At 53.1% G+C, this 25,601-nt stretch carries 22 protein-coding genes; 19 read left to right on the forward strand and 3 right to left on the reverse strand.

The window, feature by feature from the left end; all coding sequences use genetic code 11:
- Nucleotides 1–50: 50 nt before the first annotated feature.
- Nucleotides 51–548 carry a sporulation membrane protein YtrI gene (locus tag CHH75_RS07670; protein ID WP_095263788.1) on the reverse strand — a complete coding sequence of 166 codons (498 nt, stop codon included), beginning with the start codon at nucleotides 546–548 and terminating at the stop codon, nucleotides 51–53.
- A 3-nt stretch (nucleotides 549–551) separates the two neighbouring features.
- Nucleotides 552–878, reverse strand: coding sequence for a YtrH family sporulation protein (locus CHH75_RS07675; protein ID WP_095263789.1), 327 nt, complete (start codon nucleotides 876–878; stop codon nucleotides 552–554).
- Nucleotides 879–1,069: 191 nt separating this feature from the next.
- Between CHH75_RS07675 and CHH75_RS07680 the strand changes: the two genes are divergently transcribed.
- The 8 genes from CHH75_RS07680 to CHH75_RS07715 all read left to right on the forward strand — a co-directional run bounded on the left by CHH75_RS07680 (nucleotide 1,070) and on the right by CHH75_RS07715 (nucleotide 10,306).
- Nucleotides 1,070–4,753 carry a DNA polymerase III subunit alpha gene (locus tag CHH75_RS07680; protein ID WP_095397891.1) on the forward strand — a complete coding sequence of 1,228 codons (3,684 nt, stop codon included), beginning with the start codon at nucleotides 1,070–1,072 and terminating at the stop codon, nucleotides 4,751–4,753.
- 160 nt (nucleotides 4,754–4,913) lie between these two features.
- Nucleotides 4,914–5,399, forward strand: coding sequence for a phosphatidylglycerophosphatase A family protein (locus CHH75_RS07685; protein ID WP_095263791.1), 486 nt, complete (start codon nucleotides 4,914–4,916; stop codon nucleotides 5,397–5,399).
- Between the two features lie 154 nt (nucleotides 5,400–5,553).
- On the forward strand, nucleotides 5,554–5,742 hold the full coding sequence (locus CHH75_RS07690; protein ID WP_095263792.1) for a glutamate decarboxylase: 189 nt from the start codon (nucleotides 5,554–5,556) through the stop codon (nucleotides 5,740–5,742).
- A gap of 94 nt (nucleotides 5,743–5,836) precedes the next feature.
- Entirely contained in the window at nucleotides 5,837–6,727 is an 891-nt protein-coding gene (gene accD, locus CHH75_RS07695; protein ID WP_095397892.1) for an acetyl-CoA carboxylase, carboxyltransferase subunit beta, read from the forward strand.
- A complete protein-coding gene (locus CHH75_RS07700) occupies nucleotides 6,727–7,728 on the forward strand; it encodes an acetyl-CoA carboxylase carboxyltransferase subunit alpha (protein ID WP_095263794.1) in 1,002 nt (333 codons plus the stop codon). Before accD ends, CHH75_RS07700 begins: the two co-directional genes overlap by 1 nt.
- Nucleotides 7,729–7,866: 138 nt before the next feature.
- Nucleotides 7,867–9,291 carry a pyruvate kinase gene (pyk, locus tag CHH75_RS07705; RefSeq protein ID WP_095263795.1) on the forward strand — a complete coding sequence of 475 codons (1,425 nt, stop codon included), beginning with the start codon at nucleotides 7,867–7,869 and terminating at the stop codon, nucleotides 9,289–9,291.
- A 184-nt stretch (nucleotides 9,292–9,475) separates the two neighbouring features.
- Nucleotides 9,476–9,907 (forward strand): acyl-CoA thioesterase, encoded by a 432-nt coding sequence (locus CHH75_RS07710; RefSeq protein ID WP_095263895.1) that lies wholly within the window; start codon nucleotides 9,476–9,478, stop codon nucleotides 9,905–9,907.
- 6 nt (nucleotides 9,908–9,913) lie between these two features.
- On the forward strand, nucleotides 9,914–10,306 hold the full coding sequence (locus CHH75_RS07715; RefSeq protein ID WP_095263796.1) for an FxsA family protein: 393 nt from the start codon (nucleotides 9,914–9,916) through the stop codon (nucleotides 10,304–10,306).
- Between the two features lie 170 nt (nucleotides 10,307–10,476).
- Here the strand turns inward: CHH75_RS07715 and ytvI are convergent, their stop codons facing one another.
- Nucleotides 10,477–11,595: a sporulation integral membrane protein YtvI gene (ytvI, locus tag CHH75_RS07720; protein WP_095397893.1), complete on the reverse strand. Its 1,119-nt coding sequence runs from the start codon at nucleotides 11,593–11,595 to the stop codon at nucleotides 10,477–10,479.
- A 384-nt stretch (nucleotides 11,596–11,979) separates the two neighbouring features.
- On the opposite strand from ytvI, the gene citZ reads away from it, so the two are divergent.
- The 11 genes from citZ to CHH75_RS07780 all read left to right on the forward strand — a co-directional run bounded on the left by citZ (nucleotide 11,980) and on the right by CHH75_RS07780 (nucleotide 25,597).
- Nucleotides 11,980–13,092 (forward strand): citrate synthase, encoded by a 1,113-nt coding sequence (gene citZ, locus CHH75_RS07730; protein ID WP_095263799.1) that lies wholly within the window; start codon nucleotides 11,980–11,982, stop codon nucleotides 13,090–13,092.
- 125 nt (nucleotides 13,093–13,217) lie between these two features.
- Complete coding sequence (gene icd / locus CHH75_RS07735) at nucleotides 13,218–14,510, forward strand: NADP-dependent isocitrate dehydrogenase (protein ID WP_095263800.1); 1,293 nt, start codon at nucleotides 13,218–13,220, stop codon at nucleotides 14,508–14,510.
- A gap of 13 nt (nucleotides 14,511–14,523) precedes the next feature.
- Nucleotides 14,524–15,465, forward strand: coding sequence for a malate dehydrogenase (gene mdh / locus CHH75_RS07740; RefSeq protein WP_095397894.1), 942 nt, complete (start codon nucleotides 14,524–14,526; stop codon nucleotides 15,463–15,465).
- Nucleotides 15,466–15,620: 155 nt separating this feature from the next.
- A complete protein-coding gene (locus CHH75_RS07745) occupies nucleotides 15,621–16,046 on the forward strand; it encodes a hypothetical protein (protein ID WP_095263802.1) in 426 nt (141 codons plus the stop codon).
- Nucleotides 16,047–16,411: 365 nt separating this feature from the next.
- Nucleotides 16,412–17,278, forward strand: a complete 867-nt coding sequence (locus tag CHH75_RS07750) for an SDR family oxidoreductase (protein WP_095397895.1) — start codon at nucleotides 16,412–16,414, stop codon at nucleotides 17,276–17,278.
- 355 nt (nucleotides 17,279–17,633) lie between these two features.
- Nucleotides 17,634–19,184 carry a fumarate hydratase gene (locus CHH75_RS07755; protein WP_095263896.1) on the forward strand — a complete coding sequence of 517 codons (1,551 nt, stop codon included), beginning with the start codon at nucleotides 17,634–17,636 and terminating at the stop codon, nucleotides 19,182–19,184.
- A gap of 296 nt (nucleotides 19,185–19,480) precedes the next feature.
- On the forward strand, nucleotides 19,481–20,482 hold the full coding sequence (locus CHH75_RS07760; protein WP_095263897.1) for a bile acid:sodium symporter family protein: 1,002 nt from the start codon (nucleotides 19,481–19,483) through the stop codon (nucleotides 20,480–20,482).
- Nucleotides 20,483–20,551: 69 nt separating this feature from the next.
- On the forward strand, nucleotides 20,552–22,351 hold the full coding sequence (gene pnpS, locus CHH75_RS07765; protein WP_095397896.1) for a two-component system histidine kinase PnpS: 1,800 nt from the start codon (nucleotides 20,552–20,554) through the stop codon (nucleotides 22,349–22,351).
- Nucleotides 22,352–22,430: 79 nt separating this feature from the next.
- On the forward strand, nucleotides 22,431–23,162 hold the full coding sequence (locus CHH75_RS07770) for a response regulator transcription factor (protein WP_095263805.1): 732 nt from the start codon (nucleotides 22,431–22,433) through the stop codon (nucleotides 23,160–23,162).
- A gap of 127 nt (nucleotides 23,163–23,289) precedes the next feature.
- Nucleotides 23,290–24,441, forward strand: a complete 1,152-nt coding sequence (locus CHH75_RS07775; protein ID WP_095397897.1) for a methyl-accepting chemotaxis protein — start codon at nucleotides 23,290–23,292, stop codon at nucleotides 24,439–24,441.
- Between the two features lie 139 nt (nucleotides 24,442–24,580).
- Entirely contained in the window at nucleotides 24,581–25,597 is a 1,017-nt protein-coding gene (locus CHH75_RS07780) for a PstS family phosphate ABC transporter substrate-binding protein (RefSeq protein ID WP_095263807.1), read from the forward strand.
- Nucleotides 25,598–25,601 lie beyond the last annotated feature (4 nt).

The raw sequence follows: 25,601 nt of genomic DNA on the forward strand, positions 1-25,601 counted from the left end.
GGAAGCAAGGTCCGTATCGGTCTATTGAAGATACTGGTATTGTATCATGCTCAGCCCGCGTTTGCATCCATCTGGCTGATGGTGATCCAGATCTGCAGCACGCCCTCCATAACCAGCATCGTCCTGATCCGGATGCGGTAATCCTTCTCCCTTACGGTGTATATTTTGTCGTCCAGCAGGGAGCGGGTCAGCCTGCTGTCGGTATCGATGTCAAACACGTTGCGGCCGCGAAGCGGGGCCAGATCCTCCCCCATCAATTTGATGATCTCCCTCTCGATCAGCGCATCCAGAGGGGCTTTTCCATTGTCCTCGGCCCGGATTTTGATTTCGCGAATGACAGTCGTCTGCGTGCTGTATTTCTTCAAGGAGGTAATATCATCCTTCAGCTGCTGGATCTCCACCTGCTGCTCATGATTGGTGTGCCACAGCTTATTGTAGCTGGCATGATAGAGCGAGTTATAGAAGACGCTGCCGACGATCATGCCGAGCAGGAAGATGGAGGTGGCCTGATAGAAGGGGCGGAAACGTTCAAAAGGCGGCACTCTCATGACCTAGTTCCTGCCCGAGCACACCCATTTGACCAGCTCGCTGCCCATATGTGCGCCTAGAAATGCAAAGCCGAGATACAGGATCTGCTTGACCGCCGGAGATATGTTGCCGCCCAGCATGTTGCTTTCGATGACGCGCATCGGATCGATCGTGCCGCCGATCGCTGCTGCCAGCGCCCAAATTTTGATGCGATCGGCAATTTCCAGCATCGTTGTGGTCGGGGGCTGCATGGATAATACGGCACCGACTCCTCCGATCATGGCGCCGCCAAGCACGATGCCGAAGGCTATGAAAAAGTCGAGAATCGCTTTTGACAAAAATGCGCTCATGGACGTCATCTCCTTTCTGCTCCCTTACAGAGGGTGCCAACCGCCTGTCCGATTAGCATCCTTGTCTTCATTCTATGGGCGGGTCCTGCCGGATTATGATAAAATGATAGAAGTTGATTTTTAGAATGTACGAATACACGTCGAGGGACGTATAACGTGAGTTATTTCATCGCGAAAGGAAGGCGTTAAGGATGAGCTCTTTCGTGCATTTGCATGTGCATAGCGAATACAGCTTGCTCGATGGGGCGGCGCGTATTGGCGACCTGGTGCGTGAAGCGGCAGCGCTTGGGATGAAGTCGCTTGCCCTGACCGACCACGGGGTCATGTACGGCGCCGTTCCCTTTTATAAAGCATGTCTTGAACATGGCATCAAGCCGATCATCGGCTGCGAGGCCTATATAACGGCCGGATCGCGCAAGGAGCGGGGAAGCCGCAAGGATCAGCCGATCTATCATTTGATTCTGCTGGCGAAGAACAATACCGGTTATCGCAACCTGATGAAGCTGATCTCGATCGGCCATCTGGAGGGCTTTCATTACAAGCCGCGAATCGATATGGAGGCGTTGGCGGCTCACAGCGAGGGGATTGTATGCCTGAGCGCCTGCCTTGGCGGGGAGGTGCCGCAGCACCTGCTGCATGGCCGGGAAGCGGAGGCGAAGGCGGCTGCGCTTCGTTACCAGGCGATCTTCGGCTCCGATTTCTATCTGGAGCTTCAGGATCACGGGATGCCGGAGCAGAAGCGGGTCAATCCGCAGCTGATCGCGCTTGCCCGCGAGACGGGCATTGCTCTCGTGGCAACCAACGATGTTCATTACCTGACCGCTGCCGATGCGGAGGTCCAGGACATGCTCATCTGTATCGGAACCGGCAAAACGGTGCAGGACGAGGACCGGCTGCAGATGACGACCAATCAGCTGTATCTGAAGAGCGCGGAGGAGATGGGCCGCCTGTTTCCCCATGTCCCGGAAGCGATGGAGAACACGCTTCTGATCGCGGAGCAGTGCAACGTGGAGCTTAAGTTCGGGCAGTCGATTTTGCCCGAATACCGGCCGCTGCCTGAAGGAAAGAGCGCATCCGACTATCTCCGCGAGCTGTGTTATGCGGGGCTGAAGGAGCGCTATGAGGGCAGTGAGCGCTGGGCGTCCGAGGAGCTGCGCAGTGAGCTTGAGCAGCGGCTTGCGTACGAGCTGGGCGTTATCGACAGCATGGGTTTCAGCGACTATTTCCTGATCGTATGGGATTTCATCGCCTATGCGCACCGGCATCATATTGCCGTCGGTCCGGGCCGGGGCTCGTCGGCGGGCAGCCTGGTTGCTTACACCTTGCGCATTACGAATGTGGACCCGATGAAATACCGGCTGCTCTTCGAGCGCTTCCTGAATCCGGAGCGGGTGACCATGCCGGATATCGATATTGACTTCAGCGACGAGCGCCGGGACGAGGTGATTGACTATGTCGTCCAGAAATACGGCAGGGAGCATGTCGCCCAAATCATTACGTTTGGCACGATGGCTGCCCGGGCCGCCGTCCGGGATGTGGGCCGGGCGCTGAACGTGCCGTTTGGCGACGTTGACAAGACGGCGAAGCTGATTCCCGGACATCTCGGGATCAGCATCGCCAGGGCGCTTGAGGAGAGTCCGCAGCTGAAGGAGCAGTATGACACGAACCGGCGGATTCGCGAGTTAATCGACATGGCGATGAAGGTGGAAGGCATGCCTCGCCATGCTTCGACGCATGCGGCCGGCGTTGTCATATCGCGCGATCCGCTGACTGATGCGGTGCCGCTGCAGGAAGGCAGCGAGACGACCGCGCTGACGCAGTACTCGATGGAGCATCTTGAGGCCATCGGGCTGCTCAAGATGGATTTTCTCGGCCTGCGGACATTGTCGATTATCGAACGAACGATGCGATGGATCGCCGAGCTGACAGGAGCGGCTCCCGATTTCGGCACGGTGCCGGATGACGACAGCCGCACCTATGAAATGCTGGGACGCGGAGAGACGACGGGCGTATTTCAGCTGGAATCCCCGGGCATGCGGCGGGTGCTGAAGGAGCTGAAGCCGTCCTCCTTCGAGGATATCGTCTCCGTGAACGCCCTGTACCGGCCGGGTCCGATGGAGTTCATTCCGAAGTTCATTCAGGCGAAGCATGGCCTGATTGAGCCGGAATATCCACATGAGGATCTGATTCCGATTCTGGCCGATACGTACGGCATCATCGTCTACCAGGAGCAGATTATGCAGATCGCTTCGAAGATGGCCGGATTTTCGCTGGGCGAAGCGGATTTGCTGCGCCGGGCAGTTTCCAAGAAGAAGCGGGAGGTGCTGGACCGCGAGCGCAGCCATTTTGTGTCCGGAAGCGCTGGACTGGGATATACCGAAGAGGAAGCCAACCGCGTCTATGATATGATTGTGCGCTTCGCCGATTACGGGTTCCCGCGCGCGCACGCGGCTGCATACGGCGTGCTGGCCTTTCAGACCGCATATCTGAAGGCGCATTATCCGGTGCCGTTCATGGCATCGATGCTGACCGCCGTCATGGGCAGCCACCGAAAGGTGGCGGAATATGTCGTTGAGGCGCGGCGGATGAACATTGACGTGATGCCGCCGGATGTCAATGAGAGCGGGGCTTATTTCACCCCGGTATCGCTTGAACGTTCGGAGGCGGAGGGTGCTGGCCGCCCCGCTGGTATCCGTTTCGGTCTGGCGGCGATCAAGAACGTCGGCACGCAGGCGGTCGAGACGATTGTGGAGACCCGGAAGGACAAGCCGTATGAGAGTCTTGTCGATTTCTGCCGCCGGGTCGACCTGCGGGTATGCAATAAGCGGGTCATTGAATCGCTTATTCAGGCTGGAGCCTTTGATACGCTGCCGGGACATCGCGCGCAGCTTGTGGCGATGCTCGATGAAACGGTGGAGGCCGCTCTGAAGTGGAAGAAGGAGCGGGATGATCTGCAGATTCAGCTGTTTGACTTTGTGGAGACGCCGAATTGGGAGATCGAATATCCTGATATTCCGCCGTACTCTGCCGGGCAGCAGCTGGAGTTCGAACGCGAGCTGCTCGGCATGTATTTGTCGGGCCATCCGCTGGACGGCTATGAGGAAGTCCTCGAGCAGACGGGTGCGGACCGGCTGATGGATCTCTATGAAGGGGAGGACGAGTCGCTTGTGACGGTAGCCGCCATGGTCGTTTCCCTCAAAACGATTACGACCAAGCAAGGCAAAGCGATGGCCTTTATGCAGTGCGAAGACCAGATCGAGCGCAGCGAAGTGGTGCTGTTCCCGGAGGTGTGGAAGCGAAGCGCGCACCTGATCGAGAAGGGGGCGCTGCTTGCCATTCGGGCCAAGCTTCAGCACCAGGACGAGGGCTTCAAGCTGCTGGCCGAGGAAGTGGCGCAGCTGAGCCCCGAGTCGCTGCAGCAGCTGGCCCGCCGCGGCAAGACTCGCCGCACCGGCGCTGCGGCGAAGCCGCCGGCCGCAGGCAGCGGGGCTGCCGCGGCGCCGGCGGCCCGGGCGCTCCCGGCGGAGCGCGCCGCCGGGCCGGAGCGTGCGGCGGCGGCAGGAGCGGGGCCGGGGCCTGCGCCGGGCAGCGCAGCGCCGCGCGCGGCAGAGGGCAGCGCCGCTGGAGCGGCGGGCCGGGCGCGGACGGAGCAGCGCGTGTTCGTCAAGATCACGGCGGATGCGGAAAAGCCCGAGCTGCTGACACAGCTGAAGCGTCTGCTCCAGGAGCATCCGGGTCCTGTCGCGACCGTGCTCTTCTATGAGCGAAGCCAGAAGGTGTTAGCTTTAAGCGAGGCGTACCGCATCAAGCCTTCGCCGGAGCTGTTCGGCCATATCGAGCGCATGTTCGGCGCCGATACCGTCAAGGTGCGATGAATCAGCCTAGCGGCCATCTGATCTAAAATTGGGATGAACGTTTTGTCCCCCTCACGCATACAATTAGGACACTACGGATAACTTGGCCGAGCGGCCCAGAACGTCCGGCAGACCCGGGCGCTGGCCTGCTTGCCCAAGTGTGTTGAGGGGGATTTAAGGAATGTCAGCAGAGATGGCAGAACAAATGCTGCGTCGCCGGGGAGTGACAGTCAGTTCGATCGCCGACATCGTGTTTACACTGCAGCAGCGGTACCACCCGGCATTGACGATGGCGCAATGCGAAGAGAGCGTGCGGGCCGTTCTGGGAAAAAGAGAGGTTCAGTATACGCTGTATACCGGGATTGCTCTTGATGAACTGGCGGAGAAGAAGCTGTTGCCCGAGCCCCTGCAGTCGATTATGGAGCAGGATGAGCCGCTGTATGGCGTAGATGAAACGATGGCTCTCGGGGTGACAAGCATCTACGGCATGATCGGGCTGACCAGCTTCGGATATTTGGACAAGGAAAAAATTGGCGTAATCGAAATATTGAACTCCAGAAAGGACGGCATTCATGTGTTTCTGGACGATCTGATCGCAGGCATCGCAGCCGCCGCATCGTCAAGAATCGCCCACCGCAACCCGGATGCTGTGAAGTATACGGATTAACGAGAGAACGGTCTTATCCCGTTCCGTTGGAAGAAGAAGAGCCCTTCAGCCCCCTTCTCTCTTTGTTGAGCTAAAAACTGAAGTATGTTATCATTATCCATTATATCGGCTCAGGATATGCCTGTGAAAGCGAGATTAGGGGGATCTGAAAGGCATGTGGACGGTTATCTATATTGCGCCGACGGCTAAGATGGCGGAAATGATTAAAACCAGACTGACGGAAGAAGGTTTTTTGGTTAAGAGCCGTCCTGTGAATCTTTCCAAACAGCAGTTTGAGATTTTGGTACCCTCCGGTGAGCTTGAGGAAGTACAGGAAGTATTAAATTCGATATTGCACCCCTAGTTTTTTGAAAGGGTTACATAGCGAAGCAACAATTCGGGTCAGCGAATCGCTAGCGCGGGCGGCCATTCAAATCTACGGCTGAAGAGGTGTAGTTGTGTTTAAAGATCTGTTTCAGAAAAAAAGGAAATACGCAACCATCCCATCAGAACGACTGGGGACGGAAGGGCAGCAGGAAGGCGAACGCCCAAAGCGCGAAATACCAGAAGGTTTGATGAACAAATGTGTCAAATGCGGCACAATTCAATACAGCAAGGAACTTGAAAAAAATCTGAAGGTATGTCAGGAATGCGGCCATCATATGCGTTTGAACGCTTTGGAACGGATTCAAATGACGCTGGATGAGACAGGCTTCGAGGAGTTTGACGCCGATATGATCTCCGTGGACCCTCTCCAGTTCCCTGGCTATGCCGCCAAGCTGGAGCAGCAGAAGATGAAATCGGGACTTCGGGAAGCGGTCATTACCGGACAAGGCTCGATTCTTGGACAGCCTGTCGTCGTTGCGGTGATGAGCTTTGATTTCTTCACGGGCAGCATGGGGTCGGTTGTCGGTGAGAAAATAACACGCGCCATTGAAACGGCAACGGAAAAGCGCTTGCCGCTTATTATTTTCTCCACATCGGGCGGAGCCCGGATGCAGGAGAGCATCCTCAGTCTGATGCAGATGGCCAAAACCAGCGCCGCCCTGGCCAGATTCAATGAACTGGGCGGGCTTTATATTTCGGTTATTACCGATCCGACCACCGGCGGTGTATCGGCGAGCTTTGCGACGCTTGGCGACATCAACATCGCCGAGCCGGGCGCAGTATTCGGCTTTGCCGGCCGGATCGTAATTGAACAGACCATTCGCCAGAAGCTGCCGGATGATTTCCAGACGGCGGAGTTCAACCTTGCGCATGGTCAGCTTGACATGGTTGTTCATCGAAAAGACATGCGTTCCACGCTCGGTAAATTGCTGGATATGCATGCCGTGAAAGGGGGATTTTGATGTCAGGCGAACTGCCTTTTGAAATGCCTCTGGCAGAGATGCGCAAGAAGATCGAAGAGCTGGAACAGTTCGGTCAGGAGAAAGGGATCGATTTCACGGATGAAATCGCCCGTCTTGAAGAACGTTACAAGCGGTTGGAAGAGGAGATTTACTCCAACATTTCGCCTTCGCAGAAGATGCATTTGGCCCGTCATCAGCAGCGGCCGACGTCGCTGGATTTGATTCAACTGATCTTTACCGATTTTATCGAGCTGCATGGAGACCGTCTGTACGGGGATGACCTGGCGGTTGTCGGCGGGCTCGCCAAGCTGAACGGTGTGCCCGTGACTGTGCTTGGCCAGCAGCGGGGCAAGGATACGAAGGATAACATTGCCCGCTTCTTCGGAAGCGCGCATCCCGAAGGATTCCGCAAAGCGCTGCGCCTGATGCAGCAGGCGGACAAATTCCGTCGCCCGATCATTACGTTTATTGATACGAAGGGCGCATACCCTGGCAATACAGCTGAAGAGAGAGGTCAGTCCGAGGCGATCGCCCGCAATCTGCGGGAAATGTCATCGCTCGGGGTGCCTGTTGTTTGTGTGGTCATCGGCGAAGGTGGAAGCGGCGGTGCTCTTGCGATGGCAGTAGGCAACCGTGTGCTGATGCTGGAGCATGCGATCTACTCGGTCATTTCCCCGAACGGGGCTGCATCGATTCTGTGGAAGGACGCCTCAAAGGCAGACCAGGCTGCGGAAGCGATGAAAATTACCGCACAGGATCTGTTGAAGATGGAAGTGATCGAGGAGATTATTCCGGAGCCCAAAGGCGGAGCCCATAAGAATTATGAAGAAACGGCCGAGTCCATTCGCAGTGCGCTTCTGCGCCATTTGTCCGAGCTGTCGGGCATGGATGCCTGCGAGCTGAAGGAAGACCGGTACCGCAAATTCCGCAAGATCGGCGAATTTGAGGTGGCGGCAAGCGAGCCGATCGAGCAGCAGGACGAGCAGGATGCCGTGCTGTAGCTGCTTTTTTATTCAGCATAAAGATGAAGATATTCGGATGATATGACAAAGTTCCTATACAAACGAGTCATTTTGTAGTAAATTTAGTTGTTGGAAAAAGAGATATAGAGACCCTTGAAAAAAACGGAGGAAACCCAAATGCGCAAAACGAAAATTGTATGTACCATCGGTCCTTCCAGTGAATCGTTGGAAAACACCAAGAAGCTCATTATGGCTGGCATGAACGTGGCTCGTCTGAACTTCTCCCACGGTGACTTCGAGGAGCATGGCAACCGGATCAAAACGATCCGCAAGGCTTGCGAAGAATTGAACAAAACGGTAGCAATCCTGCTTGACACGAAGGGACCGGAAATTCGTACCGGCAAGCTTGCGGTAGAGCCGATTGAGCTTGTGCAGGACGAGTATGTAACCTTGACAACCGAAGAAATTCTCGGAGACAAAAACCGGCTTTCCATCACGTACAAGGATCTGCCAAATGATGTTCAAGTTGGATCTACGATTCTGATCGATGACGGTCTGATCGGTTTAACCGTAGTGGAGGTTCAAGGCACGGAAATCAGATGCCGCATTGTTAACGGCGGAACCATTAAGAGCAAAAAAGGCGTGAACGTTCCTGGCGTGTCCATCTCGCTTCCGGGCATTACCGACAAGGACGCCAACGATATCATTTTCGGGATCGAGCAGGGCATCGATTTTATCGCGGCTTCCTTCGTTCGTAAAGCAAGCGACGTGCTTGAAATTCGCGAGCTGCTGAAAAAGCACAACGCAGAGCATATCCAAATCATTTCCAAAATTGAAAATCAGGAAGGCGTGGACAATCTCGATGAGATTCTTGAGGTGTCCGACGGCCTGATGGTTGCCCGCGGGGACCTGGGCGTTGAGATTCCTGCAGAAGAAGTGCCGCTTGTACAAAAGCGCATGATCGAGAAATGTAACCTCGCCGGCAAGCCTGTCATTACAGCTACACAAATGCTGGATTCCATGCAGCGCAACCCGCGTCCTACACGCGCTGAAGCGAGTGACGTGGCCAACGCTATCTTCGACGGAACCGATGCGATCATGCTGTCTGGCGAAACGGCTGCTGGTAAATATCCGGTGGAATCGGTGCTCACCATGTCCCGTATCGCTGAAAAAGCGGAGTCCGCACTGAGCTATCGTGAGATGTTCCTGAAGCAGCGCATTGCTCAGGAAACGAGCGTAACCGAGGCGATCAGCCAATCGGTGGCCATCTCGGCGCTGGATCTTAATGCCAAAGCGATTATTTCGTCCACAGAGTCCGGCCACACGGCACGGATGGTGTCCAAATATCGTCCTCAAGCACCAATTATCGCTGTAACTACGCAGGAGAGAACGCTGAGACGTCTTGCCCTGACTTGGGGCGTAACCCCGGTCAAAGGCGAAACCGCTACTTCCACGGACGAAATGTTCGAATATGCCCTTAAAGGCGGCATCAAATCCGGTCTTGTGAAGGAAGGCGACCTGGTTGTTATCACGGCTGGCGTTCCGCTCGGTCGTTCCGGCTCGACGAACCTGCTGAAGGTTGAACAGGTTCCTGCACAATAATAGAACCGCAATCGATGATTACAATTTAGATTTTGCATATAGAGCAAACAAGCAATGGACGAGTATCGGGCCATTGCTTTTTGCATAGATAAGGGGGCTGCATCTCGTGGGAGCTTCATCGGAACTACAGCTGAGCCGCTGGTTCAGCATCTCTATTCGGGTGCGTTATCAAGAAACGGATCAGATGGGCGTCGTATACCACGCCAACTACCTGAACTGGTTTGAGATCGGAAGAACGGCAATGATCAGGGAGCTGGGCTATTCGTACCGAGATATGGAAGAAGAAGGGTTGCTGCTGCCGGTGGTCGATCTGGATGTCCGTTATCGGAAGCCCGCCAAATATGACGATGTCGTTACGGTGTTCACGCGCATGAGTTCATTTTCTCCATTGCGAATAAACTATGAGTACGAAGTCCGCAACTTAAACGAGGCGGAACTCGCTCAGGTGCAATCGCTCCTTGAAGAGGGTGCGGCACAGCTTCCAGGGGAGCTGCTGGCTTCCGGGGCGACCCGGCATGTATGGCTGAATCAGGAGTGGAAAGCGGCCAGACTGGATAAAAGCTCGCCAAAGCTGTATGATGCATTAAGGAACACCCTTTTGGGGAGGAAGGAGTAAACACTTATGTGGAAATGGATATTGGCGGCTATCATTTTCCTGCCTGCCATTGAAATATTCGGTTTTCAGTATGTCGCCGAGCAGGTTGGGGGAATGAACACGTTGCTTCTTACGCTCCTGACCTCTGCCATCGGTGTAGCCATGATGCGGTTCGAGGGCCGCAAAGCAATGGAGGATGCCAAGCTGAGAATGAACTCGGGGATGGTGCCGGGATCATCGATGGCGGATGGGCTCTGTATATTTCTCGGCGGTATGCTGCTGATTCTGCCTGGATTCGTAACGGATATTATCGGCTTCACGATGGTATTTCCGCTGACCCGTCCTCTGTACAAACTATTGCTGCTCAAATGGCTGATGAAAAATATAAAAGACGGCAAAATTACGATTTTCCGCAGATAATCGCATAGGCCGGGCTGTGAAGCTGCATCGCTATGGCGGGATACAGCGGCTAGCGGATGAATCTGCTGGATCACAAGAATCATGGTTTCCCCGTCAAGGGATAGAATAGCAAGGCCAGCCGAGCATGTTCGCATGCTCTGGCTGGCTTGTTTTGTTGGGATATGCACCCATTAGCGCACCCTTCCGCCAATAATGTAGTTTCGCAGGTCCCGGAAGACATTCGCCCTTCGAAAGGCATCGAGAATGACAAGGGACACCGGACCTATAATGAGTCCCAGAAACCCGAACAGTTTGAGGCCGACAAACATGCCGAACAGCGCAGCAAGCGGGTCCAGTCCGACACTGCTGGCCAGCACCTTCGGCTCCATAATCTGTCTGACGATCAGAATGACGCTGTACAGGACGGTCAGGCCGATGGCCAAAGGGAGATTGCCGGTCATGAAGCAGTAGACGGACCAGGGGACGAGGACGATTCCGACACCCAAATAGGGCAGAAGATCGACCAGCCCGATCAATAGCCCGATCGCAAGCGCGGATTTAACGCCGAGCGCATACAGGGCGATGACGACGATAACCCCGGTGATGGAGATGAGAATCAGCTGGGCTTTAGCGAATCCGAACAGCGCTTTTTTCAGGTCGGATACAATGGTGGACATCGGCTTGCGGACCATGTCGGGCACGGCCTTAAGCAAGGTTCGGTTATGCCGCTCCCAGCTGTTGCTCAGGAAGAAGGCGGACAACAGCACCACGATCAGAATGGTGCCGAGATTCGGCAAGGAATAGATCACTTGCAGGATGCCGTTAAAAATGCCGGATATTAGCTCGGTAACCGCTGTGCCGAGCGTCTCGGTCGTTTTGCTGATATTTTGGTTGATTGTATCGTGATAATTAGGGTTGTTCTGATAGAAACGGCTGATTTCATTCACAATGCTCTGAAAGCTCTCATTCTGGGTCCAGGCTGTAACCCATTGAATCCAGGAATCCATATGCAGATTCAGCGATTGCGTCAAGGCGATCAGCTCCTTGACCAGCCTCGTCACCGCTGCAGTCAGGATAAGCAGGGCGCTTCCGACGTAGACGATCAGCGACAGCGTGACTGCAAGCCAGCGAGGGAGCTTCAGCCTGCGCTGGAGCAGGCCTACAAACGGGTTCATGGCATAAGCGACAAGCCAGGCAAGAAGAAAGGGGTACAGCAGCGGCAGCAGCATATAGATGGCGTACACAGCAAGGGAAATAGAGGAGATGACCCAGAGCCCTCTGCCGATGCGTTTAAGCAGCAATCGTTCCAAGAGATCACGCTCCTTGTATGTTCATCAGGACAAGTGGAAACAGGTCGACTTCTATATACGTATGCAGCTTATCCATCCATAAGGCTAATAGATTAAAACAATCTTTTTTCAAGATTCGACAAGGACAAATGTCACAGTTATAATGGAATTGTAAGTGATTTCAAAAAAATGTTTATGAATACGATAAACAATTTTGATGTGATGAATGTTCCATCTTATGTTCACTTATCAGACAAAATCCAGTATGATATGAGAAGGTTTTACAGTCAGCTTCAGGAAGTGAGCATAGGCACTATTTTTTTGCTTTTTTTCATCCGACTTCATGAAAATGTTTTCATTGACGTCACCAATCAGTTTATCTAACGATAAAAGGAGAGATGAAACATGACAGCTACCAAGGGTTTGGAAGGCATTGTAGCTACCACTTCTTCGATTAGTTCGATCGTTGATGGCGTTCTGACTTATCGGGGATATAATATTGATGATCTCGCAGAGCACGCAACGTTTGAAGAAGTGGCTTATTTACTATGGTTCGGCAAGCTGCCGAATGCCGAAGAGCTCAAAGCGCTCAAGCAGGATCTGAGCGACTACGCTGCCATTCCGGATGAGCTCATTCAGCAGCTGAAGCTGTATCCGAAGGATGCCAACACAATGGCGGCCCTTCGCTCGGCGGTATCGGCGCTGGCATTGTATGATGAAACAAGCGACGACATGAGTCGTGAAGCGAACGAGAAGAAAGCGGTTAAACTTCAGGCTCAGCTGCCAACGATCGTGGCTGCAATCGCCCGCATTCGGCAGGGTAAGGAGCCTGTGGCTCCGAAAGCCGGGGTTTCTGTCGCCGAGAATTTCCTGTATATGCTGCGGGGCGAAGATCCGGAGGAGACTTCCGTGAAGGCGCTGGATCAGGCGCTGGTGCTGCATGCGGATCATGAGCTGAACGCATCGACGTTTGCATCTCGGGTAACGGTAGCGACGCTGTCGGACATCTACTCGGGCGTAACCTCAGCTATTGGCGCCTTGAAGGGGCCTCTCCATGGTGGAGCCAATGAGGCGGTTATGAAGATGCTCAATGAGATCGGTTCGCTTGATCGTGCAGAATCGTATATTATGGAGAAGCTGAACAACCGTGAGAAGATCATGGGCTTCGGTCACCGGGTATACAAGAATGGCGATCCTCGCGCGAAGCATCTTCAGAAGATGTCCCGCGAGCTGGGTCAGATGAAGGGCGATCTGACGCTGTATGAAATGTCGGTGCTGGTGGAGGAGACGGTGACGAAGCAGAAAGGGCTGAAACCGAATGTTGATTTCTACTCCGCATCCGTTTATACACAGCTTGGCATTGAGCAAGAGCTGTTCACACCGATATTTGCAATCAGCCGCGTGTCCGGATGGACCGCCCATATCCTGGAGCAATACGACGGCAACCGCATTATCCGTCCTCGTGCAGAATACACGGGTCTGACGGATCAGAAGTATGTGCCGGTAGAACTTCGCTAATTCGCTGTTTTCATGTACAATAGACAGGAGAAGACCGCTCGAACGCCGGTGAAACCGCGACGGCGGCTTTCTCTATGTCCTTTCATGCTTCTGAATCAACATATTCGAAGGAGGAACTCATACTCATGAAACTGGAGAAATTCGCATTACCAACCGAAGGCGAGAAAATTACAATTGATAACGGCAAGCTGCAGGTGCCTAACAACCCGATCATTCCTTTCATCGAAGGCGACGGAACCGGTCGCGACATTTGGAAAGCTTCCAAGCGCGTGCTGGATGCAGCGGTTGAGAAGGCTTACGGGGGTTCCAGAAAGCTGGCATGGTATGAAGTGTTTGCCGGAGAGAAAGCATACAATACATACGGAGAGTGGCTGCCTAACGATACACTGGAAGCGATCCGTGAATATATCGTGGCTATCAAGGGCCCACTGACGACTCCGATCGGCGGCGGCATCCGTTCCCTGAACGTTGCTCTTCGTCAAGAGCTTGACCTGTATACCTGCTTGCGTCCGGTACGTTATTTCAAGGGTGTACCTTCCCCTGTTAAACGTCCGGAGCTGGTTGATATGGTTATTTTCCGTGAGAATACAGAGGATATCTATGCAGGCATCGAGTACAAGGAAGGCACGGAAGAAGTGAAGAAGGTCATCAAGTTCCTCCAGGACGAGATGGGTGTTCACAAAATCCGCTTCCCTGAAACGTCCGGTATCGGCATCAAGCCAGTATCCTCCGAAGGCTCCAAGCGCCTTGTGCGCGCTGCGGTAGAATATGCAATCAAGCATAACCGCAAGAGCGTCACGCTCGTTCATAAAGGCAACATCATGAAATTCACCGAAGGTGCCTTCAAGAACTGGGGCTATGAAGTGGCTGAGGCTGAATTCGGAGATAAAGTGTTCACTTGGGCACAATATGACATCATCAAGGAAAAAGAAGGCACAGATGCAGCGAACGCAGCCCAGAAGGCAGCGGAAGAGGCTGGCAAGATCATCGTGAAGGATGCGATCGCAGATATCGCATTGCAGCAAGTTCTGACGCGTCCGACAGACTTCGATGTCATTGCAACGCTGAACCTGAACGGTGACTACCTGTCCGATGCACTTGCTGCTCAAGTCGGCGGGATCGGTATCGCTCCAGGCGCGAACATCAACTACGTGACAGGACATGCTATTTTCGAAGCGACTCACGGCACGGCTCCTAAGTATGCCGACAAGGACGTGGTGAACCCGGGTTCTGTTATCCTGTCCGGCGTAATGCTGCTTGAGCACCTCGGATGGCAGGAAGCGGCTGACCTGATCTACAAGGGCATGGAAACAGCGATCAACAACAAAACCGTTACGTATGACTTCGCACGTCTGATGGAAGGTGCAACGGAAGTGAAATGCTCCGAGTTTGCAAACGAGATCATTAATAACCTGTAAGGGGGAGAGCTTCGTGGCAATTACTCGTAAGAAAATAACGGTAGTGGGTGCTGGATTTACGGGAGCAACAACGGCTTTGATGCTGGCTCAGAAGGAACTGGGCGACGTCGTGCTGCTTGATATTCCCCAGCTGGAGAATCCGACGAAAGGGAAGGCGCTCGATATGCTTGAGGCCAGCCCGGTGCAAGGCTTTGACAGCCATATTGTCGGAACATCCAGCTATGAGGATGCCAAGGATTCCGACATCGTCATCATTACGGCTGGCGTAGCCCGCAAGCCGGGCATGAGCCGGGATGATCTGGTCAACACGAATGCTGGCATCGTGAAGTCGGTATGCGAGAACGTGAAGACGCATGCGCCGAATTCCACGGTCATCATTTTGAGCAACCCGGTGGATGCTATGACCTATGTGGCTTACCATAGTCTTGGGTTCCCGAAAAACCGGGTGATCGGACAATCCGGCGTTCTGGACACTGCTCGTTACTGTACGTTTATTGCCCAGGAGCTTAATGTATCCGTTGAGGATGTGCGCGGATTCGTGCTCGGCGGCCACGGGGATGACATGGTGCCGCTTGTCCGCTATTCCAGCGTTGGCGGCATTCCGATCGACACGCTGATTCCGAAGGATCGCATTGAGGCGATCGTGCAGCGCACGCGGGTAGGCGGCGGCGAGATCGTGAACCTGCTGGGCAACGGCAGTGCCTATTACGCGCCGGCTGCCTCTCTCGTCCAGATGACCGAGGCGATTCTGAAGGACAAGAAGCGGATTCTGCCGGTCATCGCGCTGCTCGAGGGAGAGTACGGCTATCAGGATCTGTTTATGGGCGTGCCTGTTATTCTCGGCGGAGATGGGATCGAGAAAGTGTTCGAGCTGGAATTGACGCCGGAAGAGAAGGCAGCGCTCGACAAATCGGCCGAATCGGTGAGAAGTGTAACTTCTGTAGTGACGTTATAACGAATGCGATTTCACAAAATTGCCTAGAATCCAATCCCGTCCCGATGTTTCGGGGCGGGATTGCTTTTCTTTGGAGAGATTGTCCAGTATAATATAAGGCGATAATGACAAGAAAGTGACATGAATCACACTAACGATGTTGGAGGAATTTATTCATGTGGAATGTGACATTTTTTCTGCATATGGTCGGAACGGCAGCGCTTGGATTTTATTTGATTCTGCCATTGGTTGTCGGCGGTATTCAGAAGCTGTCCTCAGGTGCACAAGAAGGGGCAATTAGCACTATTCATGTAGCGAATCGGGTTGCACAGTATGGTTTGGTGCTTCAGCTGTTGACAGGGGGATACATGATGTCCCAGGGCAACTACACCTACGTGTGGATGGCGGTAGTAACGGTTCTGCTGCTTGCGATGTTCGCGGTTGGGGGCATCATGAGCAAGCCGCTTAAGAACGCGCTCGCAGGAATTCGGGAGAAGCGTGATGTGAAAGCCGACATCGGCAAGCTCGGCACATTCAGTGCGGTGCTGTCGCTGCTGCTGCTCGTTATGATTTTCTTCATGGTATTTGACAACATTATTTAAGAGCGCGCATGAAGCGTGAGAAGCGCGGCTGATCTGCTGTTTATCTGTAGGTTAGATAGACAGGCCGTGTTCTTCAGACGATAACCGGACCAGGCTAAGGGGATTTCCCTTGCTGGTCCGGTTTTTTATATTGGACCGCCATATATAATGTTCGCAATAGAGCTGGTAGTGGGAACATGGGGTTCGGACGAATGGGATGAGCGGGTTAAGCGGGATAAGCCAGGGGCCAAGCCTTCCGGGGGATGGCGTTTGATCAAGCGGAAACTGTGGTAATTATCATATCGTAAGGCTCCGGCAAGAATAAAGAGCCAAAACAGACACATCCTATGAAAGGCCGATACTGACCTGAAAGGAGAGATAAGCAAATGTCACAGAACAACGGGAAGCAAACGCTGCCGCCGCAGCATCAGGATCGCCGGCCGGGCGTTGAGACGGAAATGAATCCACAGCCTGTATTTGAGACAAGTGAATATAAAGCTGCCGGCAAGCTGGAGGGCAAGGTGGCGCTCATTACCGGAGGAGACAGCGGCATTGGCCGTTCGGTGGCGGTTCACTATGCCAAGGAAGGCGCTGACGTAGCGATTGTATATTTGAACGAGCATCAGGATGCGGAGGAGACGAAGCGCCAGGTCGAGCAGGAAGGGCGTAAATGCATTTTGATTGCTGGTGATGTGGGCGATGACGGATTCTGCCGTGATGCCGTGAAGCGCACGGTGGAGGAGCTCGGAAAGCTGGACATTCTAGTCAACAACGCAGCTGAGCAGCATCCGCAGCAGAAGATTGAAGATATTTCGAAGGAGCAGCTTGAGCGCACGTTCCAGACGAATATCTTCTCGATGTTCTATCTGACTCAGGCGGCCATGCCGCATCTGGGCAAAGGGAGTACCATTATCAACACAACCTCGATTACCGCATACCGAGGCAGCCCGCAGCTGCTCGACTATTCGTCGACGAAAGGGGCGATTGTTGCGTTCACGCGTTCCCTGTCCATGAACCTTGTAGAGAAGGGCATCCGTGTCAATGCCGTAGCTCCGGGGCCGATCTGGACGCCGCTCATTCCGTCCACTTTCCCGGCGGATCAGGTGAGCGAGTTCGGCGGAACGCAGCCGATGAAGAGACCGGGCCAGCCGGAAGAGCTCGCACCTGCTTACGTATACTTGGCATCAGGCGATTCCTCTTACGTTAGCGGACAGGTCATTCATGTCAACGGCGGCGAAGTGATCAACGGGTAAGACGAACGGTTAGGATTAGTCAAGATTAGCAGTAAAGATTAGCGGTCAAGATTCACGGTAAAGATTAACGAAGCAGCGGAATCGTTTCCTGACGAGGAACTGAGGGACACGAACCGGGATTATAACACGGGACATAACAGCGGGCGGCATGCATTAGGGCATGCGAATGCCCGCTGTTTTTCTGGTCGGATTCAACCGATTATACTACTCGGCGGCAAGCGGCATGTTCGGATAATCAATTTTTAAGTAAACCCTTTCATGACAGAAGGGATATGATATGATAGAACTAGAATAAGGTATGATTATTATCACAGCCACCAGGTTCTGGTCATGAGAGAGGAGTTAGTCTAAAGTGATTAGGCAGTTTGAAGAGAGCATGTACCAATTGATCGTAGAAACCTCCACGAACCTTCCGGGTGATGTGCGAAGAGCGGTTCTTCGCGGAAAAGCCGCAGAGGATGCCGCAACGCGCGCCGGTTTGGCGCTTGCCACCATTACGCAAAATATCGAAATGGCGGAGCAGGAAGTATCTCCGATCTGCCAAGATACCGGCATGCCTACCTTTATCGTACATACGCCTGTCGGGGCGAATCAAATCGAAATGAAGAAGGCAATCCGCGCCGCCGTTGTGAGAGCGACCAAGGATGGCAAGCTGCGTCCGAACTCTGTCGACTCCCTAACCGGGGCCAACAGTGGAGATAATCTCGGCCCGGGCACCCCGGTCATTCATTTTGAGCAGTGGGAGAAGGATGCGGTCGAGGTGCGCCTGATTCTGAAGGGCGGCGGCTGCGAGAATAAAAACATCCAGTACAGCCTGCCGACAGAGCTCGAAGGATTGGGCAAAGCGGGACGGGATCTGGACGGCATTCGCAAATGCATCATGCATGCGGTTTATCAGGCCCAGGGTCAAGGGTGCAGCGCCGGCTTTATCGGCGTTGGCATTGGCGGGGACCGGACAACCGGATATGAGCTGGCGAAGCAGCAGCTGTTCCGGAATGTCGATGATGTCAATCCGAATGAGGATCTGCGAAAGCTTGAAGAGTATGTTCTGGACAATGCCAACAAGCTGGGCATCGGTACGATGGGCTTTGGCGGTGAAGTCACGCTGCTTGGCTGCAAAATCGGCGCGATGAACCGGCTGCCGGCGAGCTTTTTCGTCTCGGTTGCCTATAACTGCTGGGCCTTCCGCCGTCAGGGCGTCCTGATCCAGCCAGACAGTGGCGAGATTACCGACTGGCTGTATGAGTCCGGGCATGAAGTAGGCATGAATCCGGAGACGGAGAAGGAGCTGGCTGCGACAGATGCAGCTGGCACAGCATCCAGCGGACGTGAAATCGTGCTTCAGACGCCGATCAGCGAGGAGCAGATTCGCAGTCTCAAGGTCGGCGATGTGGTCATTATCCGCGGGGAAATGCATACTGGCCGCGATGCGCTGCACAAATATTTGATGGACCATGATGCGCCGATTGATCTGAACGGTGCGGTTATTTATCACTGTGGACCAGTGATGCTGAAGGATGAGGATGGCTGGCATGTCAAGGCCGCCGGTCCGACAACGAGCATTCGGGAGGAGCCTTATCAAGGCGATATTTTGAAGAAATTTGGCATTCGTGCGGTCATTGGCAAAGGCGGAATGGGGCCGAAGACGCTTCAGGCCTTGCAGGAGCATGGCGCGGTATACCTTAACGCCATTGGCGGAGCGGCGCAATATTATGCCAAATGTATCCGCAAGGTGAACGGCGTCGATTTCATGGAGTTTGGTATTCCGGAGGCGATGTGGCATCTGGAGGTTGACGGATTTGCAGCCATCGTGACGATGGACTCTCACGGCAACAGTCTGCACGCTGATGTGAACAAAGACTCGGCCGCCAAGCTGGAGATGTTTAAAGAGCCGGTATTCCTTTAATTAGGAGATAGCTGAATCAACGATGCGTGAATAGCCACGCGCTTGGATTTATAACCACGAACACCGATTGCTGTCAGTAGGCGATCGGTGTTTTTTTTATTAAGTCTTTTTTTCGAAGGTCAGGATATGGTGTTGCCAAGGAATTAACGATGCCCGAGTGTTTTTCCAAGACGATATCAAGTTTGTGGTCAAGGCGTTTAAATCTTTCGTTGCGGTTAGGCCGGCGAAGGAGGTATGATGAGAAACAAATACGAATGAAAGAGTTTCGCACACCGGCAGGTGGCGAGGAGGAACACGTGAGGAAATACGGACTAACTTTTGCTGCTTGGTTTGAAAAATATACGTTCATCCTCATTCCCGGCTCATTGGTGCTCGGCTGGCTTTTGTCGGATCATCTGATCGCTTATGTCGGCTGGATCCCGTATCTGTTCGGCTACATTACGCTTGTGATGGCACTTGGATGTGGCGTCAGGCACTTGCGGGACGTGATGAAGCGGCCGTTGGCCGTCATTCTGACATTGCTCATCGCCCACGCTGCGGCACCGCTGCTTGCATATGGCCTGGGAGCTGCCGTGTTCGGGCCGCAGTCGGATTACACCATCGGATTGCTGCTGTTTGCGATTATTCCGCTCGGTATTTCCTCAGTGATGTGGGTAGGAACCTCCGGCGGAAGCGTGCCGTTCATATTGGCGCTGGTCGTCCTGGATACGATGCTGAGTCCTATCGTTGTGCCGACGTTGATGGGAGCTTTTTTCAGCAATGCTGCGATGGATTGGGATGCGAAGGGGCTGATGGTGGATTTGCTGCAGATGGTCGTTCTGCCTACCTTGGTCGGCGTGCTGTTATATGAATGCTCGAAAGGGAAAATTAAAGCGTGGTCAGCGCCGGTGGCCCAGCCGATATCGAAGGTGTTCTTTATGCTGGTCGTGCTGCTGAATGCGGCCTCGATCGCCCCGCATGCGGCCGGGATGAAACAGGAAATGATGATTGTCATTCCGGCTGTGATCTTGCTGATCATGATCTGTTATGCTCTTGGTTACTTTGGCGCATATGCTGTGCGGAAACCGAGCCGGGAGCTGCAGATTACGGTAACCTATGCTTCCGGCATGCGGAACATATCACTTGGCATGGTGCTGGCAACCGCTTATTTTTCTCCGCAAGCTTCCATTCCAGTTGTACTCGGGATCATGTTCCAGCAGCCGGCAGCTACGCTGATTCATGCCTGGTGGAGCAGACGAAGGAACAAGGGAGGTCGAGCCGAGCAGGAAGGCGCCTGGAAGCGGCGAATTAGTTCCTAGCGCCAATGGCTGATGAAGGAAAGCTGCATCCCGATGACAGAACACTAACGAGAGAAAGAGGAGTGGGCAATGAAGCAGTATCGAAACCGGCTGACATTAATCATACTAACGTTAATCGGTCTGTCCATGGTGGGAGCTGGACTGGCTATGGTGAAGGTATTCAAGGATTCCCATATTCGAATGCTGGAACAAAATATGACCCGGGAAATAAAATTGCTGCAGGCAACGATGGAATTTGCCGATATGAACAGCGACACGGCCATCGACTATTATACGGATCTCGCTCTCCGCTTGAGGGAAATTTCCGAGGTCCGGGTGACGTTTATCAAAAATGACGGGACCGTCATCGGAGATTCAGAAATGGACCCGCGGACGATGGACAATCATGCAGACCGTGAAGAGATGCTGAGAGCTGTGGAGGAAGGCCAGGGAAGTGCAGTCCGTTACAGCAGCACGTTGAATGAGGATATGCTATATGTCGTCTTGCCGGTCCAGGCGGGTACGGCGTATGACGGGTACATCCGGTTATCGGTTACGCTGCAGGCGGTCGATTCGGGTATTCGGCAAGGCTGGATGATGATGGGAGCCGGACTGTTTGTACTGTTTGTCATCGCAGCGGTTGTCAGCTACCGGGTGTCGAGGGAGATTACGTCCCCGTTGGAGAAAATTACGAAAGTGGCAAGGCGTATATCCAGATTGGAATACGATGCAAGGGTGGATATCCAGCGCAAGGATGAAATCGGGCATCTCGCCTCGGCCATTAACGGAATGGCGGACAGCCTTCAGACCCAGCTGCGCACGATCCGCGACAACGAAGATTTGCTGCAAAGTGTATTGAACAATATGACCGGCGGCATCATTATGGTTAACCAGGCAGGCATCATTGTGCTCATCAACCGCGCTGCCGAGGAGATGCTGGGCGTTCAGGCGAAGGTTGTAACCGGGAAATCGTATCGCGAGCTGCGCCAGCATTATGAATTGACCAAGCTCATTGAGGATGGGATGGCAAGCAGAAGCAGCTTCCGGGAAGAGCGGACGTTGTATCCTGCAGAATCGATTATCCGTATGGACGGGGTGACGATGGTGCAGGAGGACGGCTCCTACCGCGGCATGCTGTTCCACCTCCAGGATGTGACGGACATTCGCAGACTGGAGCGCATGCGCAGCGAATTCGTGGCGAATGTATCCCATGAGCTGAAGACGCCGCTCGCTGCCGTGAAGGGATTTACGGAGACGCTTCTGGTCGGTGGTGTGAGCGACGAGAAGACCGCCCGTTCGTTCCTGCAAATTATTTATGATGAGTCCGAGCGGCTGAACAGGCTGATCGGTGATATTCTAGAGTTATCCAAAATTGAATCCAAACGAATCCAGATGGACTATTCTCCGATTCATCTGTCCAGTTTCTTTGATACGATTACGGAAATGATGCGCGCGGTAGCCGAGAAGAAACGGATTACGCTGGATGTGGATGTATCCGAAGAGCTGTTCCTTGAAGGGGACGAGGACAAGCTTCGTCAAATTTTCGTCAATTTGATTTCTAATTCTGTTAATTATACCCAGGAGGGCGGGAAGGTCGAGGTGACGGCTCGCGAGAAGCCGGGGGGAGACAACCAGGATGATATGATCGAGATTGTGGTGAAGGACTCGGGAATCGGGATCCCGAAAAAAGACCTGCCGCGCATTTTCGAGCGCTTCTACCGGGTGGATAAGGCGCGTTCACGCGGATCAGGCGGAACGGGGCTGGGCTTGTCCATTGTGAAACATTTGGTAGAGCAGCATCATGGCAGAATCAGTGTGGACAGCGAAGTCGGGGTGGGCAGTTCCTTTATGATCGAGCTTCCGATTCTGCAAGAAATGAACGAGATGTGAACGTTTAACACTGGCTTAACATTCCGTTGATATACTTCAACATGTGAATGATAAATTTATAGAATAGGCGGGGGTAACTTTGACTCAACGTTTGCTTGTTATTGAAGATGAGCCCACATTGTCGCGTCTGTTATCTTACAACTTGACTCAAGAAGGTTTTGATGTCGTAGTGGAAGAGCACGGAACGGTTGGGTTTGAACGAGCATCACAGGAAAGCTTCGATCTCATCCTTCTGGATGTTATGCTTCCGGGGATGAATGGCTTTCAAATTCTGGAAAAGTTGCGCAGTAAGGGAATTACCACGCCGATCATCATTCTAACGGCCAAAAATGCCGAAGAAGAGGTGGTACAGGGGCTGAAGATGGGGGCAGACGATTACATTACGAAGCCGTTTGGCGTATCCGAACTGCTCGCACGAGTGTCGGCGGTGATGCGCAGAGCGTCCGGTCAACCTGAAGAGGTGAAGATTAAAGAGGATCAGAGCAACGTGATTTCACTCGGACAGCTTGAAATCTTTCCGGACAAGTATGAAGTGAGACTTGGCGGACAGAGCATCAACCTGCGTCCGAAGGAATTCGAGGTTCTGCTATATTTGGCGAAGAAGCCGGGGGTTGTATTGACTCGGGATGATCTGATGAACGTCGTATGGGGCTTCGATTATATCGGCGGCCAGCGTACGGTAGACGTGCATGTCAGCTCGCTTCGCAAAAAGTTGGAGCTAGACCCTGAATCTGTGCACATCGACTCCATTCGAGGAGTGGGCTATAAATTAGTAGTTAATCCGAAAAAAGGCTCCCATCATTCTATTTAAATGATGAGGGGCTTTTTTTATTGGCCAGATCCGGGCTGGTTTACAATACGTTATCTTACCATGCATATTCTTTTAACATTCCTCCGTTAAGATGCGTCTTGAGGACTAGTGAAAGGAGTGGAGCTGCATGACGCTGCTTCCAACCAAAGACCCGATTGATGAGACTCATGTATTAGTTATACAACAAGAAGAGGTGCAGTCATTGTCCGTTCTTCCATACTGCCGGAGTGTTCCTGTGATCAGCGAGACCGAGACTTGCCAAGAGGTGCTGAGAGTGTTTGCCAGGGACAAGGCGATACCGTGTGTTGTTTACGAGACAAACGGAGAGCCCGCAGGTCTTATTATGAGAGATGCGTTTTACCAGCGGATGATGGGCAGATTCGCGGCGGATCTTTTCTATTCACGCCCTGCCTGCACGTTCGCGGATCTCAGCCCCGCTATGGCTGAGCTGAATGATCCAGTGGACAAGCTGCTGAAGCTGTCGCTCGAGCGTCCGGATGCCAAGTTCTATGATTGTGTCATTGTTACCGAAGAGCGTCGACTGGTTGGGGTGCTCACAGTCCGTGACTTAATGATTCTATCGAGCGAACTTCAGACGGATGCGGAGCGAAAGCGCAAATGGATTTTGCAGGAGAGCTTCCGCCATACGAGCAATATGGAAGAATCGCTTGAAAAAGTGTCGGAGGCCGCTGCACTCACGAAAGAGGAAACCGTGCAAATGAAATCATGGTCCCTTTCCGGCACGGAGAAACTGGAACAAGTAAGAACGACATATCAGCAGCTCGTCAGTGACATGGCCCAACGAGAACAACAGGTGGCCGAACTGGCAGAGAAGGCGAACAGCATTTCTTCCATTACCGCCCGGATCGCTGAAGTGGCCAGCCACAGCAGCTTGCTGGCAATGAATGCTTCGATTGAAGCGGCGCATGCCGGAGAACACGGGAGAGGATTTCAAGTTGTAGCCAGCGAGGTGCAGGTGCTTGCCAAGGAGACGCGCAAGCTGTCGGGAGATATTGCCGATCTGCTGGGCGATATTCAGCTGCTGGCAGCGGACACCGCGCAGGCCATTGCCAGCGCGCTTCAGGAGCTGAATGCTTGCGAGACTTACGTGGCCGAGGGGAGTCAGATGTTCTACGAGCTTAGACAAGCTGCACGCACGGTGGAGGAGTCCGGGGAACGCGTACATAGGCTGGCAGCAGAAACGACGTCACGCATATCGAGTGTGAAGCAGGAGCTGCTCGAGATAGGCGGACACGTAGAGGAAGCGCCAATCCGGTAGAGTTAAAACTTACAAGCTATGAATTTAATATTTTACACAGAGTTTACATTTCTGAAAAACTGCAATTACAAACCAGCATTATGATCTAATATGTAAGTCGAAGGAAATGATTACAATCATTTTGAAGGAGTGGATTGGTTTGTTTAGAAAAAGGGGTCGTAAACCTGCAGGTATTCTGGTTCTGGTGCTGCTACTGAGCACAATTCTCGCAGCATGCGGAGGCGGCAGCAACGGTGGTTCTACTGCGGGCAGCGGAACTGAAGAGAATAATGCAAACAATGGTTCGCAGCAAAGCGAAGAAACTAAAGTAGAAGCTTTGTCCGGAACAATTGAAATTGACGGTTCAAGTACGGTTCATCCATTGACTGAAGCTATCGCTGAAGAGTTCGGTGCAGTACACCCTGACGTACGCGTTCCAATCGGAACAGGCGGTACAGGTGCTGGATTCAAACGTTTTGCAGCTGGTGAGATCGCAATCTCCAATGCTTCCCGTCCAATCAAAGACAGCGAAGCTGAAGATCTGAAAGCAAACGGCGTTGAATATCTGGAAGTCCTGGTTGCTTACGACGGACTGTCTGTCGTTGTAAACAAAGACAATGATTTCGTAGACAAGCTGTCTGTAGATGAGCTTAAAAAGATTTATGAGCCAGATAGCACAGTGAAAACTTGGGCTGACGTACGTGAAGGCTGGCCGGCAGAGGAAATCAAAATCTACTCCCCAGGTACAGATCATGGTACATTCGACTACTTCACTGAAGCAATCAACGGCGAAGCTCAAGTGAGCAGAAACGATAGCCAAATCACATTCAGTGCGGATACAAATGCTGTAGTACAAGGTGTTGCTGGTGACAAGTTCTCCGTAGGTTACTTCGGCTACTCTTTCTATGAAGAGAACCAAGACAACCTGAAGCTGGTTCCAATTGACAACGGTACTGCAACAGTTGCACCAAGCACAGAAACAATTAAAGACAACAGCTATTCACCGCTGTCTCGTCCGCTTTACATTTACGTAAGCAAGAAGGAACTTGAGCGTCCTGAAGTGAAAACTTTCGTAACCTTCTACCTTGAAAATGCAGGTCAACTGGCTGGAGAAACAGGCTTCGTATCTCTGCAAGATGATGAGTACACAGCTGAACTGGCCAAGCTTGAGCAATAAGGTT

This window comes from Paenibacillus sp. 7541 (assembly GCF_002276395.1).
GTDB lineage: Bacteria > Bacillota > Bacilli > Paenibacillales > Paenibacillaceae > Paenibacillus_AQ > Paenibacillus_AQ campinasensis.

Excerpts from the sequence above, each read along its gene's own strand:
- CHH75_RS07670 (WP_095263788.1), bottom strand. The coding sequence starts at position 548 with ATGAGAGTGCCGCCTTTTGAACGTTTCCGCCCCTTCTATCAGGCCACC.
- CHH75_RS07675 (WP_095263789.1), bottom strand. The coding sequence starts at position 878 with ATGAGCGCATTTTTGTCAAAAGCGATTCTCGACTTTTTCATAGCCTTC.
- CHH75_RS07680 (WP_095397891.1), top strand. The coding sequence starts at position 1,070 with ATGAGCTCTTTCGTGCATTTGCATGTGCATAGCGAATACAGCTTGCTC.
- CHH75_RS07685 (WP_095263791.1), top strand. The coding sequence starts at position 4,914 with ATGTCAGCAGAGATGGCAGAACAAATGCTGCGTCGCCGGGGAGTGACA.
- CHH75_RS07690 (WP_095263792.1), top strand. The coding sequence starts at position 5,554 with ATGTGGACGGTTATCTATATTGCGCCGACGGCTAAGATGGCGGAAATG.
- CHH75_RS07700 (WP_095263794.1), top strand. The coding sequence starts at position 6,727 with ATGTCAGGCGAACTGCCTTTTGAAATGCCTCTGGCAGAGATGCGCAAG.
- pyk (WP_095263795.1), top strand. The coding sequence starts at position 7,867 with ATGCGCAAAACGAAAATTGTATGTACCATCGGTCCTTCCAGTGAATCG.
- CHH75_RS07710 (WP_095263895.1), top strand. The coding sequence starts at position 9,476 with ATGGGCGTCGTATACCACGCCAACTACCTGAACTGGTTTGAGATCGGA.
- CHH75_RS07715 (WP_095263796.1), top strand. The coding sequence starts at position 9,914 with ATGTGGAAATGGATATTGGCGGCTATCATTTTCCTGCCTGCCATTGAA.
- citZ (WP_095263799.1), top strand. The coding sequence starts at position 11,980 with ATGACAGCTACCAAGGGTTTGGAAGGCATTGTAGCTACCACTTCTTCG.
- icd (WP_095263800.1), top strand. The coding sequence starts at position 13,218 with ATGAAACTGGAGAAATTCGCATTACCAACCGAAGGCGAGAAAATTACA.
- CHH75_RS07745 (WP_095263802.1), top strand. The coding sequence starts at position 15,621 with ATGTGGAATGTGACATTTTTTCTGCATATGGTCGGAACGGCAGCGCTT.
- CHH75_RS07750 (WP_095397895.1), top strand. The coding sequence starts at position 16,412 with ATGTCACAGAACAACGGGAAGCAAACGCTGCCGCCGCAGCATCAGGAT.
- pnpS (WP_095397896.1), top strand. The coding sequence starts at position 20,552 with ATGAAGCAGTATCGAAACCGGCTGACATTAATCATACTAACGTTAATC.
- CHH75_RS07775 (WP_095397897.1), top strand. The coding sequence starts at position 23,290 with ATGACGCTGCTTCCAACCAAAGACCCGATTGATGAGACTCATGTATTA.